Raw genomic sequence first — 18,243 nt, 5'->3', positions numbered from 1 at the left:
AAATCTTAAAGCATTAATTTTTAATTTGCATCAATTAACAAAACCGTGGCGGCTGGAAAATCCGTGAAAGATAGGTATTGGAAAAGTCTTTTTCCTGATAACTCGTAGTTTTTTGAGAAACCTTAAATTCTTTGATTTGCTCGAAATGAAAAGTAATTTGAGGAAGCTGTGCATGAATCATTAACACAACGGGAGGATTAATAAATGGAAGTTTTTGGTCTGTATTCCAATCAGAGTCAGGTTTGTGGTTATCATAGTGCTCTACCATGAACTCCATAAAATTCCCTTCATATTCCATCAGATGTTCTATAAAGACAGGAACCTTCAACACCTCCGCAACATTGGTTGTTGCTAGTATATAAGTCATCGAACATAATATGGAAAACCACCTCAACATGGCCGCAAAGATAAGGCTTAATTTTTCTTGGGCGTAATAATTTTTGTTAATAAAACGGGTGATTGACGCTTGGGCATTGGGTTTCAATGCGCTGAAAAATTAGAGAGGTTAGTTCGCCTATATTAAAAAACTGAGTATCGCTATTAAAATAATTCATATCCAATCTCAACTAAATCAGCTTATTTACAACAACATAAGATATCGCTTCTGTTATATTATTTACTCCTATTTTTTCAAACAGTTTACGACGGTGAAATTTAACCGTGTCTGGTGAGAGATATAATCGTTTGGCAATTTCTTCTATTTTCAACCCTTGAAGATAAAATCTTATGATTTCAATTTCTCTTATTTTTAAGGTGACTTTATGTTCTTCCTTCCATTTGCCGGTCAAAAGATTATAAGTCCAATAGGTTTCAGAAGTATTGGATTGTATGCAAATATTCCCTGCAGTTTGGTTCTGTGAGTAAGAAACCAAACACACTACTTTAGAAACCTCACCATTTTCAGAGAGTTCTATCGGAGTCATTTTATGATTGATCAATACATCAATATTGCTCGCATTTGTTATATGGAAATCATAGGTAATGTTATAGTTTTTTTTCTCTTCAAGAGATAAACATTCAAAAAATTTAAACCCTACATTCGCTACCTTCATTAATACTTTAAGATCTTCCGTTTTTGTGAACTTTCGATAAAAATCATACCCTAACTTTTCTACCTCGTCAGATCGTAGTCCTGAAAAAAGAGAGGGATTTTCTGAAAGAAATTCAATTTTTTCATTAACAAAATCCATGATAAAAACACATCCAAAGCTTATTCTTGCCAACCCTTTGAGCGCCTCCAAATATTTTTCCGAAGCATTTTGTTCTCCCGATTCAAGGAAAGGTGAAGTATTTTCAACCCAAAGTGAATTTGCAATGTCATTCATGTATTTATAATTATCTGTTACTGGTTGACTTCAAAACTACACAAAAGTGTAGTAATATTAAAATATTATTAAATTATTTTTACAACTATATTAATATTCATACCATGTTTAGAAAAAGTATTGCATAAATGATAAAATTTCGTAACAAAATATTAAAAACTAGCTATCAAGAAATGAGTAACAATTGTTTACCCGCAAAGTTGCTTAAAAAATAACCCATATTCCAATTCTAATGGTTGTACTGATTACAGTATGGCCATTCGTTTTTTTTAATTAAAATATAATCGCTGATTTTCGAAAAGAGAAAAAAAGCAAAGAAAAAAGTTGAAAACCATCTAAAACAAACCTAATATGAAGTAAAAAACATGAAAAACAAAAGAAGGCTCGTGAAAATCATGACCAAATTCAAAAATTACCAAATTCGTATTTTATCTCGTCTTAAAAATCAAATTTTTATAAAAGATTTAATATGAAAGATCTGAATTAAATCAGCTCAACAATCAATAAATAATTAAAATGATGAGTCACCTCAAATTTGGGATACGTATGCATGATTTTTATTTCACTATTTATTGATTAAATTAAGAAGAGTTAACCTTAGAAACCTTATCCTATGTAAAAACATTTACCCTTTTATCGTGTTAGAAAAAAGTCATCATATGAAACCCTTATATCGATTACAAAGGTTTCATAATGCATTTAATTAAAACATACTTAACCTATCATCATATGAGAAAAACTTTACTAATTATCAGTTTTTTACTGTCCTTTACGTCGATTCTCTCAGGACAAATATGCAACCCTGTTCCGGTTCCCTTTTTACAGTCGTTTAGCACTGGGACTCTTCCCACATGCTGGGTAAACCAGAATCCTACTTCCACGTCTACCAACGCTAATGTAAAATGGAAATTTACGGGAGCCGCAGGATATGGAGCCACGGGAAATGGAGGAAAACCCGCAGGAACCTTTGCATGGGTAGATGCCTCTACCCCACTTGACAATGAACATACTGTTGAATTGCTCAGTCCACAAATTAACCTGACAGGATTAACAAATCCTTATGTAAAATTTGAATGGTTTAAAGATCATTTAACCGCACTTAACGGAACTGTACCTCTTGCCGAGCCCAATCAGCTAAAACTTGAGGTGAATAATGGTACCGGATGGGTTCAAATTTGGGCAAGCAATACCAGTAATCCAGAATGGAGAACAGTAGGAATTCTTTTAGCTGCAAGCTACGTAGGAACTACCATTCAATTAAAATTCACCGTTGATAAAGATGTAGCAGCAGGAGGTGATTTTTATGATGACATCTTGATAGACGAAGTACAAGTCATCCAGGCCCCTTCGTGTTTTGAACCAACAACTTTACCTGTAACCAATATCATTCCTACATCGGGAACCATCAATTGGGCGGCACCTGCTGCGCCAGCACCTGCTCCTGCCAATGGATATGAATATTATTACAACACAACAAATATTCCCCCTATTGCATCTACTGTAGGTACGGCAAACCCAGGAACCAACGCCAACTTAACGCCGCTTGTTCCAGGAACAACCTATTATTGGTGGGTAAGATCGGTTTGTTCAGCTACCAATAAATCTCCATGGGTAGTAGGCATACCTTTTACTCCTGGACAAATTGGAGGAGGAAATGCTACAAATGCATTTTTGCCTGTTTATTCTTGCTCAGGGCTAAATTATTCACAGCAGATTTATTTTGCTCCAGAAATTGCCGGAGCAGTTGGAAACAATAATTACATAACCTCTATAAAATTTTTTGTAGCGACTACAGGAACGATACAGGCTAATTATAACCAATGGGTTGTTTATATGGGAAATACCGCCCAAACAGATTTTGCAACAACTTCAAGTTGGGTACCTCCTACCTCTTTAACCCAGGTGTATTCAGGGACTTTACCTACCATGACAGCAGGGACTTGGGTCAATATCCCATTAACCACTCCTTTTCTATGGGATGGCGTGAGCAATGTTGTAATTGGTGTTGATGAAAACTCACCAGGAACATCATGTACTGCCAATTGGGGAAGCTATACTGCGGGAACCAACCGAGGGATGATTTATTATAACACAACAATAAATCCTGATCCTGCCAATCCTCCTACTGCTACCAGTAGATATACTACATTACCAAGAATTCAGTTAGTGGGTACAGTTTTATCACCCTGCACCAACGTACCGCCTGCCAATATTGCTGTTAATAATATCACGACAACATCGGCAACGGTTTCTTGGACGCCTACCGCAAATGCGACCTATGTTGTAATGTATAGATCACTCCCTTCCGGAGTATGGCAGACTATTAATGTTACAACTCCTTTCACAAACAACATTACCCTTCCGGGGCTTCTAGAATCTACACAGTATGAGGTGAAAGTTGCTACAGTCTGTGGAACACAGGGAGCGTTTTCTCCTGTTACTACTTTTACAACTCCTGCACTCACCTATTGTAATTCTGGTACAGCAACCGTTACCAATGGGTACATCAGTAATATTACAATGATTGGTTCGAATGTACCTTTAACAAGTAACAACTCAGGGCCAACTACTTATACCGATTATTCTTTAGATCCTACCAAGACCATTACCCTACTCAGAAATTCAACCAATAATGTATTATCTGTAGGAAGATCAATTAGCTCAGGAACTTATTCCACCAATGCGTGGATTGATTTTAACGGAGATGGAATTTTTAACAACACCCCATCTACAACACCCGGTGGTGAAAGAATTATGAATTTAGGATATACCAGCACAACTCCGGTTACCGCTAACTTTGGAGTTCCTGCGAATGCTTATACAGGGACAAGTAAGATAAAAATGCGTGTTATTGTGTATGCTTTAACGCCAACTGATGCTTGCTCAGTTCTAACAAGTAATGGTGAAGTTGAAGATTATTATGTAAAATTCATTGATCTTCAACCCTGTACTACAGTACCTCCAACGAATATAGCAGTAAATAATATTACGCATAATACAGCGTATGTTTCTTGGCTGCCTACCGCAAATGCAACGTATGTAATCAGATGGAGACAGGGAATTACAGGTGCTTGGCTTCCTACAGCTGCTGGCTTAACGCTTCCGGCAGGGCAAAGTTTTCATACCATTCCCGGACTTATTGAGCAGACTGCTTATCAGGTTCAGGTAGCAACAATTTGTGGAGGTACTCAAGGAGCATTTTCACCCAGTGTAAACTTTACCACCCTTCCGTTAACCTATTGTAATATGAGTGGTACAGGAACTAACGATCATATTTCTAATGTGAAAGTTACTCCTATTAACTTCCCTATCATGGATAACACCTCTGTTCAGACTAATTATATGAACTATGTTACTCCAGCAACATTAATCAATTTAGAAATAGGTTCTATAGGAAATCAATTGTCAGTTTCAAAAGCATGGACAGGAACCACCTCTGCTGATGCAGTATATGCATGGATTGACTGGGATAGAAACGGAGTGTTTACAGATGCCGAAAGAATTATGATTTCTGCCTCAAGTACAACAACTCCGGTAACAGCAGCCTTTGATGTACCAACAACCGGTATTTATACAGGACCATTAACGACAACAATGAGAATTGCTCTGAAACGTGGAAGCGCTCCTGTAATCTGTGTAGATCCTGCTAATGGCGAAGTTGAAGATTATGCCGTAAAATTGAGACCTTGTAACAACACAACACCAGGAGCTCCTACATTTAACGCGATTACCCATAATTCTGTAGCAATCAACTGGGCTGTTGTTACTAACAATAACGCATTTATCTTAGAGTACAGAGCCATTACCATTCCCGCTTCAGGTTGGATTACTTTAAACCCGTCTGTTCTTGCAGGAAACCCTCCATTAACAATCAATGGTTTACTGCCGGCTACTACCTATGAAGTGAGAATTGCAGCAGTTTGCGGAAATACACCTGGCACGTACACCGCCATTAAAACATTCACAACGAGATGCGATCCTACGCCTCCTAATGTAACCATAAGCAATATTACTTCCACTTCTGCGGTTGTTACCTGGAACCCAATTGTTCCTAATGCAACCTATATTCTACAATGGAGAGAAGTGGGTACTATTCTTTGGAATACCCCAACTGTTCCTCAGCCACCGGCAAACTCTTATACTATTACAAATTTGAGTTCATTTAAAACGTATGAAGTACAAGTGGCTAATATATGTGTCGGAGAAACGAATCCAAATCAGTGGTCGAACCCTAAAACATTTACAACAACAAGAATTTGCGAATTACCTCCTCCGGGACTTACCATTCACAATCTTACACCTACAACTGCAGAAGTAGTTTGGGATGCATTCCCTGGAGCAACCTATGTTCTAAGATATAGAAAAGTGGGAATTCCGAGTTGGACTGATATTTCAGTGAATACCAACACGTATACTCTTACAGGATTATTGGAATTAACCAAATATGAAATGCAGGTTGCCAATGTTTGTAGTGGAAATCCTCCAAATTTTACGGCGCTTTATTATTTCATAACTCCTACCGTAGTATACTGCCAGATGACATCAGCCAATTCTGCAACAGAGTATATTTCAAAAGTTACCGCAAAACCCAATGGTAAACCGGAAATGATCAATGAATCTCTAGCTTCAAATTACTCAGATTTTACAGGAAATTCTTTGAAATTTATTGAATTGATTCAAGGGTCAACCGGAAATAAAATTATCATTGATAAAAACTTAAACTCAGGCGCCAAAGCAGGCGTAGCCGTATGGATTGATTTCAATAGAAATGGATACTTTGATATTAACGAAAGAATCATGGCTGACGGACCTAATACCAATCCAACAGCAACCACTACATTCACCGTGCCGAATGATGCATTTATAAGCCTGACAGATTATCATTATGTCGTAATGAGAGTCGCCATGGGTAAAGATGAAATTCCGGTAAACTGTGTTAGTTTCCCAAATGGTGAAGTAGAAGATTATACCGTTAGAATTTCTAAAGAAAAAGTACCTAATTCGGTAAACCAGACAGATATCCTGATCTACCCTAACCCTGTGAGCACAACATTGTACGTAAAAAACATCAGCAGAAAAGCAAATTATAAAATCTACAGTGCAGTAGGCAGATTGGTATCAACAGGTTTGATCTTGAATAATACTATTAATGTAAGCAACCTTATTAAAGGCGTATATATTATAGAGATAGAAGATGTTCAAGGATCTGTACAAAAGAAATTTATTAAAGAATAAATAACCCATAAGATTTACTAAAGCTGTGTTACAATATACACAGCTTTAGTTACATTAAATTCTAATTCCATCATTATGAAAAAGTTTCTACTAAGTTTTGTATTAGTTTTTACGACATTCAGTTCCCTCTTTGCACAAAGAGATACTGATCATTGGATTGCTCCGTATTTTGACAGCTCAAGTAGCGGATATAATCAGGCATTATATTTTTCAACAGATTCTGTTGCTCCTTTTGAAGTGAAAATATATAGCAATAACATTGAAATTGGAAGTGTGACTATTGCCCTGAATGATCCAAAAGTATTTCACATTCCGGCAACAATTACACCTGCTAACCCGGCTCTGCCTGGCAATGTAATAAAGGTAATAGCCGATGCAGAGGCATTTACTGTTCTTAATAAAGGTATTTACACAAAAGGTGCGAAGCCGTATTTTTTAACCATGAGAATGTATGTTAGTTCTCACGGTGAAATCCTTACATCCAAAGGAAAATCCGGAATTGGTAAAACTTTTTACGCAGCATCTGCACCCATTACAAATACAACATTAACAAGCTATAATTTCACAACGGGAATTATGGCTACAGAAGATAATACGGTCGTTACCGTTTCCGGATTTAATCCTGGTGTGGTATTTATTAACCAACCTACAACGGTCACAGCACCTATTACTTTCACGTTAAATAAAGGTCAATCCTATCTCTTGGCGGGGGAAGCAAATGTTGCTGCAAACGCTACCGGATTTATTGGCGCCAAAATAATTGCTGACAAACCCATTTCTGTTACTAATGGTAATTCAAATGGATATTATGCTACCAATGCTACAGGCACAGATGGTTCAGATTTAATTCTTGATCAATCTGTTCCCATTGATCGCTTAGGAAAAGAGTTTGCAATGATTAGAACGCTTGCTTCTTTAAATACCGGAGATAATATGGAAGGAGGTATCATCATCGCTACAGAGAACAATACTGAAATATTTCTAAATAACAATCCAATAGCTGTTGCAACACTTAATGAAGGAGAATTCTATAGAATTCTGGATTCAGGGTATACGCTGCAGGGAACAGCAGGTCATTATAATATTTATGTAAGGGCCACTAAAAATGTATATTTATATCAACTTGTCTCAGGTAATCAAGCAAATGCCAAAAACAATGGCGGTTATAATTACATTCCACCATTAAACTGTTTTTTACCAAGAAAAATTGAGCAAATCGGTAAAATCTCAGAAATGCCTTTAACAGCTACTACATCAGGGCAACCTACCAATAATTTCTTATTAAAACTAAACATCATCACGGAAGCAGGGGCTACCGTTTTAGTGAATAATAATCCTCCAACGGCTGCAGAAGGTCCATACCCATTGTTAGGTAATACCAACTGGGTAACATATGCAATATCCGGAGTGAGTGATAATCTTACAATCCAATCCACCAAAGCTGTTACAGCAGGAGTAAACGGCGGATATAGTTCTGCCGGATATGGTGGGTATTTTGCAGGATTCTCTTCAGTTCCTGTAATTTCAAAAAAAACAGGAGAATGCGCTCCAGGAATTATTCTGGAAGTAGATGACGGTTATGACAGTTACCAATGGTATTTAAACGGTGTTGCCATCCCTGGTGCCACTTCAAATACCTACGCTCCTTTAGTAGGTGGAAATTATACAGTGATAGTAGGTATGGGAACTTGCGCACCGATAACAACGCCCATCTATAAAGTGTATTCTTGTGTTAAAAATACGACAGCCAATCTAAATGCTTGTGCTACAAAAATAATCACTCCGGCATTTACAAGTTCTCCACAAGCTCCGGTTCCGAGTACGGTAATAATTATTACACAGCCTACTCATGGAACAGCAGTCGTAAATCCGGCAACAGGTACAATCACCTACACCCCCGTCACAGGATATATAGGGACGGACGTGATCGTTTATAAATTCTGTGGAAATGGTGGTGAATTTGTAGATTGTGAAATCGTAACATTAACCCTAACCGTTGTTCCATTCATTGTAAAAGATGCAAGACTGGAAGCTTGTCAGTATGATGACAAAGCATTTTTTGATCTAACTACAGCAAACGTTATTGATTTTACTCAGGTAACTAAAAGATATTATCCTACCCTGGCAGATCTGAACGCAAATACCAATCAAATTATAGATATTACCAACTATGGTTCTGCAGGAGGTTTTGTATACGTAAAAATAACAAGCAACGAAGGATGTACAGCCAATGCAAAAATTGAATTAATTGCAAAGCCTATTAAAAAATCACCAATTCTTGTAGATAAATACATCTGTATTGATGCTAAAACAAACCTGGAAGCAGGTCCGGGATATGATTCTTATCTTTGGAATACAGGAGCAACAACATCAGGTATCCAAGGAGTGGGTGTTGGAGAATACACCGTAGTTCTTGGAAAGAACGGATGTTTTCTTACTCAGGTTGTGAGAGTTAAGAAAACAGTAGATCCTGTGATTACCCAAATAGAGATTTCTAATACCACAGCAACAGTACATGTAAACGGAGGAACTCCACCTTACAAATACTCAGTAGACGGAATTACCAATTGGCAGGATTCTAATGTATTTACCGATCTTTCAAGAGGTCAACATACTTTCTATGTAAAAGATACTTATAATTGCACCCCTACTTCTGTTGAAGTTACTGTTCCTAATCTAATCAATGCGATTACTCCAAACGGAGATAACAAAAACGATTATATTGATTACAGCGAACTGTCTTATAAACTCAATCTAACCTTCGTAATCTATGACCGATATGGCAATAAGATATTCACAGGCGATAAGTTTAACAACTACAGATGGGACGGTAAACATTTCGATAAGAAAATACAGACCGGAACTTATTGGTACCACATCAATTGGAATGAACCCAATAAACAACAGACTCCAATAAAATACACAGGTTGGATTCTTGTAAAAAATAGAGAATAAGCCTTCATTATAACAACAAAATTTATCCCTATGAATAATAAAATCATTTTAACTGAATTTGACTCTCATCAAGCACAACAAGTTACATTCAGAGAAAATCAAACATCTTTAGGTATGATGAAAAAAATAATATATCCCGTATTATTCCTTGCTTCGGCAACACTATTTGGACAGAAAAATCCCAATATGAAATTTGCTATTTACAATGACGTGGTGGGAAATGTTAAAATGTTTGATCATTACAAAAATCAAATAGAAAGTGTTCATGTTTTTAAAACGAAAGCAAATCTTCCTAAAAACTTAAAAAAGTTCGATTTTCTAGCTGATAAAGGATTAATTGAAATAAAGCTAAAGAAAAATGCAGGAACTCCGGATCTTGTTTCACTTGAGTCACTTAACGAACAATATCAAGTACCTAAAGATACTCCGGTATCTATAGAAGGATATGAATTTAGTGATACTTCAACCAAGGTTTTTAATGAAATGATTACTAAGGTAGATGTTAAAGATGAGAATGGTAAAAAAACATTATACATCTCTACAAATTCTCTTTAAAAAGATTTCATTTTAAGTAAAACAAAATAGGGTGCTCCATGGAGTACCCTATTTTCATGTAGTAAAAATAGAACGCTTAAGTTCCTATCAATACTGCAAAAATAAGCTCATCATCTATCTTTTAAACAAGCTAAAATTGCATTCCGTTTTATGAATAGACTCAAAACCAATGACAATTAACTAAGGAATGGCCATCATAAACATCCAGTCAAGTTGGGTACAGGTGATGATCCAGCCACATACCATCAGAAGGTACAACGCAGTATGTTTAGGATGAGGTGATTTTGCTATTTCAAGCCTCTCAACTAAACGCAAAATATTAAGTACAATCATTTCTAAACATTTTTATTTAGATGAAATATTAGACATTCTTGATTATAAATTAACCAACTATCCTCTTTAAAAACACTGCGTTTTGATTCATTTTTATTAATTGAAATTTAACCCACAGATAATATCATACATTCAATGATCATAGTATATTTAGCCTTTTAATATCCTATGAAGAATGTAAACTTCTGTCTTATAAAAAGTCGCAATTCAGCGTCTGTTTTTGCATTCCCTATACACTTTTCTATCGAAATATTATCTTTTTGTAATATTAAAAAATAAATCTCCTATTATAGAAATACTTATTTTTTTATTTATATATTTGTTCAATATTACACAATTATAAACGATTATAATTGTATAATTATACAGATTGTACCCGATTTTTTTTGAGAATAAAAATATAAATAACTGATTTTAACAGTATTTACATAATCAACTCATTATTATTAATAATTAATATCAAATTATATTTATTATTGACAATAAAACAGTAATTAAACCATTTTACTCTCCCTTAAATAAACAAACGCCTTTATACCAAAAGTATGAGCGTTGTGTTTTAAAATATCTTGTTAACGTCAATAAACATCGAAACAATGGAAAATTTTGAAATAAAGTCTTTTAAATATTCTGCTTACAATCTAATATATAATAACCTCTTGGTTAGCAATAACACCCTATTATTTATATTAAAAAGACAATGTTAAATTAACATAATAATTAGAAATATAATAATAACCAATTACTTTACGCAATCATAACAACAATCATTTTTTACACTGAAAAGTCTAAAATTTTGTTATGAAAACTCCCCTATTATTTCAATATATCAACACAATGAAAAACTTGACCATTATTGGATTAACTCCATTTGAAAAACCGGACGTCAACCTTATGCTTACACTGCATCAGGCTGGTGCATTTCCCATCCTAAGTTTAGGACATGAACTAACGACTGCGCAGGAAGCGCTGAATCAACTTGATAAGATGAATATACCATCGTATGGTATCTGCTATCCTAATGATAAACTTACATCCCTTCAAATTCCTGAAAAAGTAAAATTTGCTGTTCTCCCGTTTGGAACTCCATTCAATTCCAACTCAGAAGTATCTTTTATTTATCAGGTAACCAGCTTAGATCAAGCCAAAGAAGCTGAACAATCAGGCGCAAAAGGAATTATTATAAAAGGTAATGAAGCAGGCGGATTGGTCGGCTACGAATCAACTTTTATCTTGTTTCAACGCATCATTAAAGAAATCAAAACCATTCCTGTTTGGGTACAAGGAGGAATCGGACTTCATACGGCAGCAGCGGTAAAAGCGTTGGGAGCAACCGGTATTGTACTGGATAGTCAACTTGCTTTGTTCCCGGAAAGTTCCGTTCCAAAAGACATCAAAGATCTCTGTTCAAAACTCAATGGAACAGAAACTAAAATCATAGCCAATCACCGTGTATTGGTAAGACCAAATTCTCCTGCATTACCCGAAAATACAACCGCTGAAGATCTTAGAAAACACTTTACAGATCTTGACATCACTAAGAGTTATATCCCAATGGGACAGGATATTTCCCTGGCAACAGACCTGTACGAAGACTTCAAAAATCTAAAAAAAATGGTTTTTGGATTCAAAGAAGCGATGTATGGTCATCTGAAACAGGCAAAAGTTCTTCAGGTTATCAATCAAGACAATATTCTGGCTAAAGAATTAGGCTTAAAATATCCAATTGCCCAAGGGCCAATGACCCGTGTGAGCGATGTTCCGGCATTCGCCAACGCCGTAGCAGAAGCAGGTGCTTTACCTTTTGTTGCTTTATCTTTATTAAAAGGTCAACAGGCGAAAGCTTTGGTAATGGATACTAAAAAATTAGCAGGCGAAAAAACATGGGGTGTGGGAATCTTAGGATTTGCCCCTCAGGAATTAAGAGAAGAACAAACCTCTTATATATTAGAAGCTAAACCTCCCGTTGTATTGATTGCCGGAGGAAGGCCAGCCCAAGCAAAAGTATTTGAAAAAGCAGGAATAAAAACATTTTTACATGTTCCCTCTCCCGCTTTATTAGATATTTTCCTGAAAGAAGGTGCGACCAACTTTATCTTCGAAGGACGTGAATGTGGCGGCCATGTGGGTCCACTTTCAAGTACAGTTCTTTGGGAAAAACAAATCGAACGTATCTTAAAAGAAGAACATCCTGAAAACATCAGCGTATTTTTTGCAGGAGGAATTCACAATGATTTTTCAACCGCTTTCGTTTCCATCATGGCTGCTCCATTAGCAGCGAGAGGTGTAAAAGTTGGTGTATTAATAGGAACAGCTTATCTATATACCCAAGAGGCAGTTACTTGTGGGGCTATTCAGGAAGAATTCCAGGTACAGGCTTTACAGGCAGAAGAAACGGTTTTATTAGAAACTGCTCCCGGGCACGAAACCAGATGTTTAGATACTGCATTTGCTCAACATTTTAATCATGAAAAAGCAAAACTGATCGCAGCCGGAACAGATAAGAAAGAAGTCTGGGAAAAGCTTGAAAAATTAAATGTAGGTCGTTTAAGAATTGCCGCAAAAGGTGTAGAACGTCAAGGTGATCATTTAGTAACTATTCCTAAAGAAGAACAACTGGATTTAGGAATGTACATGATCGGACAGGTTGCTACCATGCATGAAAAAGTCATTACCCTAGATGAACTTCATCAAAATGTGAGCATAGACAATCATCAATATATTCAAAATGCAGCATTACCGGAAGAACCAACATCCAACGAAAAAGCATTGGATATCGCCATTGTCGGTATGGAATGTATTTTCCCTGATGCAAAAAATTTAGAAGAATATTGGCGCAATATTATTTTAGGAAAAGACAGTGTAACCGAAGTTCCGGACGAAAGATGGAACAAAGAGCTGTATTATCATCCAGACTCCAACGAATCAGATGTCTCTCACTCAAAATGGGGCGGATTTATTCCTAAAATTGATTTCGATCCTTTAGAATTTGGAATTCCACCACAGTCTCTTGCTGCCATTGAACCTACGCAATTGTTAACTTTATTGGTTGCCAAACGTGCGATGGAAAATGCAGGCTATGGTGACAAACATACAAACAGAGAAAATATCTCTGTAATTATTGGTGCCGAAGGTGGAAATGACCTTGCCAACAGCTACAGTTTCAGAGGGTTTTATAAACAAGTTTTCGGAGAGCTTCATCAAGAAGTTAAAGATGCTTTTCCACATACTACAGAAGATTCATTCCCCGGTATTTTAGCGAATGTTATTGCAGGAAGAATTACCAATCGTCTGGATCTTGGGGGAAGAAATTATACCGTAGACGCCGCGTGTGCTTCTTCTCTGGCAGCTCTTGAATTGGCATGTCAGGAATTGATCTTAAATAAATCAGATATGGTTCTTGCGGGCGGAGCCGATTTACATAACGGAATCAATGATTACCTCATGTTCTCCAGCACCCATGCCCTTTCCAGAAAAGGAAGATGTGCAACCTTCGACAGTGATGCAGACGGAATTGCCCTTGGTGAAGGCGTTGCCATTATTGTATTAAAACGATATGATGATGCGGTACGCGATGGTGACCGTATTTACTCTGTGATCAAAGGAGTTGGAGGATCCAGTGATGGTAAAGCTTTAGGTCTTACTGCTCCGAGAAAAATCGGTCAGGTAAGAGCATTGGAGCGTGCTTATAGCCAAGCTGGTATCAGTCCTGCATCTGTTGGATTGGTCGAAGCTCATGGTACAGGAACTGTTGTTGGAGACAAAACAGAATTAAGTGCTCTAACTAATTTATTCAGTCGTTCAGGTGCATTGCCGGGGCAGACTCATTTAGGTTCTGTAAAAACACAAATCGGACATACAAAATGTGCAGCGGGATTAGCAGGATTAATTAAAGCTTCTTTAGCAGTTTATCATGGTGTAAAACCTCCTACCCTACATTTACAGAAGCCTAACGCGTATTATAACGCTCAAACCAGTCCATTTGCTTTTTATGCAGAAAGTGGATTATGGAGTGAGAAAAACCGTTATGCGGGAATCAGTGCGTTTGGATTTGGGGGAACTAATTTCCATGCTGTCATTGCCAATCATCCTAAAGAAGACGATTCTGCGGTATTGCAATCTTGGCCTTCAGAATTATTTGTATTCCGTGGAGAGACGTATGATGAAGCTAAAATTCAATTAAATCAGATTAAATCTTTACTCGAAGTAAACGATACTATTTCATTAAAGAACATCGCCTATAGTTTAGCCGTTAGTTCAGAAAAACAAGTTCAGTTAAGCATTGTTGCGGACACCACCGAACATTTGATGATGAACATCGAACTAGCACTTTCCGGAATTGAAAGCAAAGACACTTTCACGGTCAATAAAAGAGATGGTAAAGTAGCGTTTTTATTCCCTGGACAAGGCAGCCAGAGAATCAATATGGCTCGTGATCTGTTCGTTGCTTTCCCTGAAATGCGAAAAGTAATCAATTCATATCCTGAATTGGAAAAAGTAGTTTTCCCTTCCGCTACTTTTAACGAAGCAACATTAAAACAGCAAAAAGAAACCATTAAAGATACCCGATTAGCACAACCTCTTTTAGGAATTGTTGATCTGGCTTTAGCTAAACTCCTACAATCTATTGGGATTGTTCCGGATATGTTGGCGGGTCACAGTTATGGAGAATTGCCTGCTTTATGTTTTGCAGGGGTTTTCGAAGAAGAAAAATTGGTTGATTTAAGTATCAAAAGAGCGCAATCCATTTTAGACTCAGTAGAAGGAGGTGATCCGGGAACAATGATCGCAGTAAGCTCAACCCGAGAAAACCTACAGCCTATTTTAGATACCGTTGAAGGTTGCTATCCTGTCAATTACAATGCACCAACGCAATGTGTGGTAGCAGGAAGTACAGAAGCCATCAACAAATTAATGGAAATCCTTAAACAGGAACGTATTTCTGCTAAAAAACTGGAAGTTGCATGTGCCTTCCACAGTCCGTTATTGGCTCAATCTAAAGGCTTATACGAAACTGTTTTACAAGATGTTTCTTTTGAAGAAATGCAGATTCCGGTTTGGTCGAATACCACGGCAACAACCTACCCGACGGCAGTTTCAGAAATAAAAGAAAGACTCACGAACCACTTGGTACAGCCTGTACGATTTGTAGAAGAACTTCAAGCGATGTACGAAGACGGTGCAAGAATCTTTATCGAAGTGGGCCCAGGAAAAGTGTTGGCAGGATTAACCAAATCTTGTTTAGATAAAGAGCATTTAACGCTTTCTGTAGAAGACAGTAACGGCAATAAATTGACTTACCTGCTTTCTATGCTGGCTCAATATTTAGGGACAGGGCGTAATTTTAATATTGCTAAACTTTTCGAAGGTCGTAATGTTCAGTTAATTCAAATTGATCAACCTGAATTATACAAAAAAAGCCCTGCCATCTGGCGTGTAAACGGACAAGCTGCACATCCAACAAACGGATCATTGCCTGCCAATGGTGCATTACCAATCATAACTCCAATTCAAATGAACAACTATACAAATAATCAAGCTCCTGTGATTGAAACTCAATCTAATACTGAACGTATGTTGCAGGAATATTTAAACAGCATGCAACTCATGATACAGGCGCAACGTGATGTGATGATTACGTTCTTGGGACAAAATCCTCAAGTAAGCCCTGCTCCTGTTTATGTTTCATCAATTCCGGCTCATTCAAACGGTCACGCACCAATCATATCTGCTCCATTAAATGACGGCGTTGAAAAAACGATTATTATTCCTGTAAAACAAGCTCCGACAAAGGATATTAAAACATTATTACTTCAGGTTGTAAGCGATAAAACAGGATATCCTCACGAAATGCTGGGCATGGAAATGGACCTGGAAGCTGATTTAAGTATTGATTCAATTAAAAGAGTTGAAATCATTGGTACACTGAAAGCTGAACTAGGTTCTTTCTCCTCAAATAGCGCAAATGAAGATACCATCATGGAGCAATTAGCTTCTATAAAAACTTTAAACGGTTTGGTTTCTTGGTTAACAGAATATTCGGGAGCATCAAAAACTTCAGAAAAAGTTGCACCTGTAGAAACAACAGCTTCAACGACTCAAAATAAATCTGCATTCTCTCTTGAAGAACTTCAAACAGCCATTCTGGATATCGTAAGCGAAAAAACAGGATATCCAAAAGAAATGTTAGGCCTAGACCTTGATTTAGAAGCAGATTTAAGCATCGATTCCATCAAACGTATGGAAATCATTGGTGAGCTTAAAACTAAAATCGGTTTCGGTCAAGATCTAGAACAGGCGGATGATCTAATGGAAAAATTAGCTGCCATTAAAACATTGAGCGGATTAGCTTCCTGGATTAATGAAATGAGCGGAAATAATACTCCAGAACCTATTCAGAATTTATTATCCCGTCTTCGATTTGATTTAACACCAACGGATGTTTCTTTAATCGAAAATAATGAAATCCTGCAAGGAAAACGTTTTGCAATCACTCAAGACAACAGCAACCAAAATTTGGCTATCAAAAACGCCCTTGAAAAGTATGGAGCAATCGCTGAATTGGTGGATACAGACAAAGATCTTACGAATTTTGACGGATTAATTATTCTTGATTTATTCTCATCTGCCGTAAAGCAAAATATTATTGATCATGTTGATTTAATTAAAAGATTAGACCTTGATAAAGCTCAGTGGATTTATTTGATTTCAGATATTCCGGCACACGTTCAGGAGCTTACAGACACGACTCTTTTACGTCATTACAAAGGCTATCCGGGGTTCTTCAAAAGCTTAGCTAGAGAATTTGAAAACACGAATTGCAGATTAATCAGCTTAAACTCTCCTCAGCAGGTAGATCAAATTGCTGATATTATTTTAAAAGAAATATTAACAACCGACAAACCCTCTGAAGTTATTTATAAAAATGACCAGAGACATAAAATAAACATCATCCCATCGCCTTTGGCAACAGGATTGAGTGAAGCACACATCCAATTAGACAAAGATTCAGTTGTTTTAGTTCTTGGAGGCGCACAGGGAATTACTTCCGAACTCGCAAAACATATGTCACAGGCTTATCCTTGTACTTATATTTTGGTGGGAAGATCAGAAGATCCCAGAAATCAAGCAACGAATAAAGAATTAGAAGCATTTAAATCGAAGGAAGAAATAAGAGCCTATCTTATTAAATCCGGAACATTCACTTCACCTTCTGAAATCGAAAAAGAAACGATAAAAGTTTTCAAAAACAATCAGATCCTGCGTACCATCCGTGATATGGAACAAATGGGAAATACGATTGTTTACCAATCATTAGATCTTTGTGACGAAGATGGATTATCTGACTTGATCAACAGCATTTATGAAAAATACAACCGTTTAGACGGGGTAATTCATGGGGCTGGTCTTTTGGAAGATAAATTATTCAAGCAAAAAACAACAAGTTCTTTCGGACGTGTTTTCGATACCAAAGTAAAACCACTTCGTGTATTGGCAGAAAAACTGCGTACAGATTGCCAGTTTGTAGTCTTATTCTCAAGCATCGCTTCAGTGTACGGGAACAAAGGTCAGACCGATTATGCGGCTGCTAACTCTGTGTTGGATGATTACGCCAACGCTTTAAATAAGAAATTAAAAGGAAAAGTAATTTCCATCAACTGGGGTCCTTGGAAAGGTGCCGGAATGGTTTCATCAACACTGGAAACAGAATATGAACGCCGCGGTATTTCTTTAATTCCATTGGAACAAGGAAAGGAAATTTTCCTGAATGAAATAAAATACGGAACTGAAAGTCAGGTATTAATCATGTCCGGAAATAATTGGTAAACCTCTGTATAAG

General features: G+C 36.9%; 6 protein-coding genes. 4 read left to right on the top strand and 2 right to left on the bottom strand.

Annotated features, from left to right (window positions below):
* Window positions 1-34 precede the first annotated feature (34 nt).
* Together AMQ68_RS12045 and AMQ68_RS12040 are read right to left on the bottom strand one after the other, a co-directional pair.
* On the bottom strand, window positions 35-367 hold the full coding sequence (locus AMQ68_RS12045) for a hypothetical protein (protein WP_054510880.1): 333 nt from the start codon (window positions 365-367) through the stop codon (window positions 35-37).
* Window positions 368-566: 199 nt separating this feature from the next.
* Window positions 567-1,325, bottom strand: coding sequence for a response regulator transcription factor (locus AMQ68_RS12040; protein ID WP_054510879.1), 759 nt, complete (start codon window positions 1,323-1,325; stop codon window positions 567-569).
* A gap of 729 nt (window positions 1,326-2,054) precedes the next feature.
* Between AMQ68_RS12040 and AMQ68_RS12035 the strand changes: the two genes are divergently transcribed.
* The 4 genes from AMQ68_RS12035 to AMQ68_RS12020 all read left to right on the top strand — a co-directional run bounded on the left by AMQ68_RS12035 (window position 2,055) and on the right by AMQ68_RS12020 (window position 18,230).
* Window positions 2,055-6,560: a fibronectin type III domain-containing protein gene (locus AMQ68_RS12035; protein WP_054510878.1), complete on the top strand. Its 4,506-nt coding sequence runs from the start codon at window positions 2,055-2,057 to the stop codon at window positions 6,558-6,560.
* A 75-nt stretch (window positions 6,561-6,635) separates the two neighbouring features.
* Window positions 6,636-9,515: a gliding motility-associated C-terminal domain-containing protein gene (locus tag AMQ68_RS12030; RefSeq protein WP_054510877.1), complete on the top strand. Its 2,880-nt coding sequence runs from the start codon at window positions 6,636-6,638 to the stop codon at window positions 9,513-9,515.
* A 30-nt stretch (window positions 9,516-9,545) separates the two neighbouring features.
* Window positions 9,546-10,070, top strand: coding sequence for a hypothetical protein (locus tag AMQ68_RS12025; protein ID WP_241775114.1), 525 nt, complete (start codon window positions 9,546-9,548; stop codon window positions 10,068-10,070).
* A 1,134-nt stretch (window positions 10,071-11,204) separates the two neighbouring features.
* Window positions 11,205-18,230: a type I polyketide synthase gene (locus AMQ68_RS12020; RefSeq protein ID WP_241775113.1), complete on the top strand. Its 7,026-nt coding sequence runs from the start codon at window positions 11,205-11,207 to the stop codon at window positions 18,228-18,230.
* Window positions 18,231-18,243 lie beyond the last annotated feature (13 nt).

The sequence above is a fragment of the Chryseobacterium sp. ERMR1:04 genome, assembly GCF_001297705.1.
In the GTDB taxonomy this organism is placed as follows: domain Bacteria; phylum Bacteroidota; class Bacteroidia; order Flavobacteriales; family Weeksellaceae; genus Chryseobacterium.
This window is presented reverse-complemented; position numbering and strand designations above follow the sequence as displayed.

Coding starts and splice junctions, on each gene's coding strand:
- AMQ68_RS12045 (WP_054510880.1), bottom strand. CDS start 367: ATGACTTATATACTAGCAACAACCAATGTTGCGGAGGTGTTGAAGGTT.
- AMQ68_RS12040 (WP_054510879.1), bottom strand. CDS start 1,325: ATGAATGACATTGCAAATTCACTTTGGGTTGAAAATACTTCACCTTTC.
- AMQ68_RS12035 (WP_054510878.1), top strand. CDS start 2,055: ATGAGAAAAACTTTACTAATTATCAGTTTTTTACTGTCCTTTACGTCG.
- AMQ68_RS12030 (WP_054510877.1), top strand. CDS start 6,636: ATGAAAAAGTTTCTACTAAGTTTTGTATTAGTTTTTACGACATTCAGT.
- AMQ68_RS12025 (WP_241775114.1), top strand. CDS start 9,546: ATGAATAATAAAATCATTTTAACTGAATTTGACTCTCATCAAGCACAA.
- AMQ68_RS12020 (WP_241775113.1), top strand. CDS start 11,205: ATGAAAACTCCCCTATTATTTCAATATATCAACACAATGAAAAACTTG.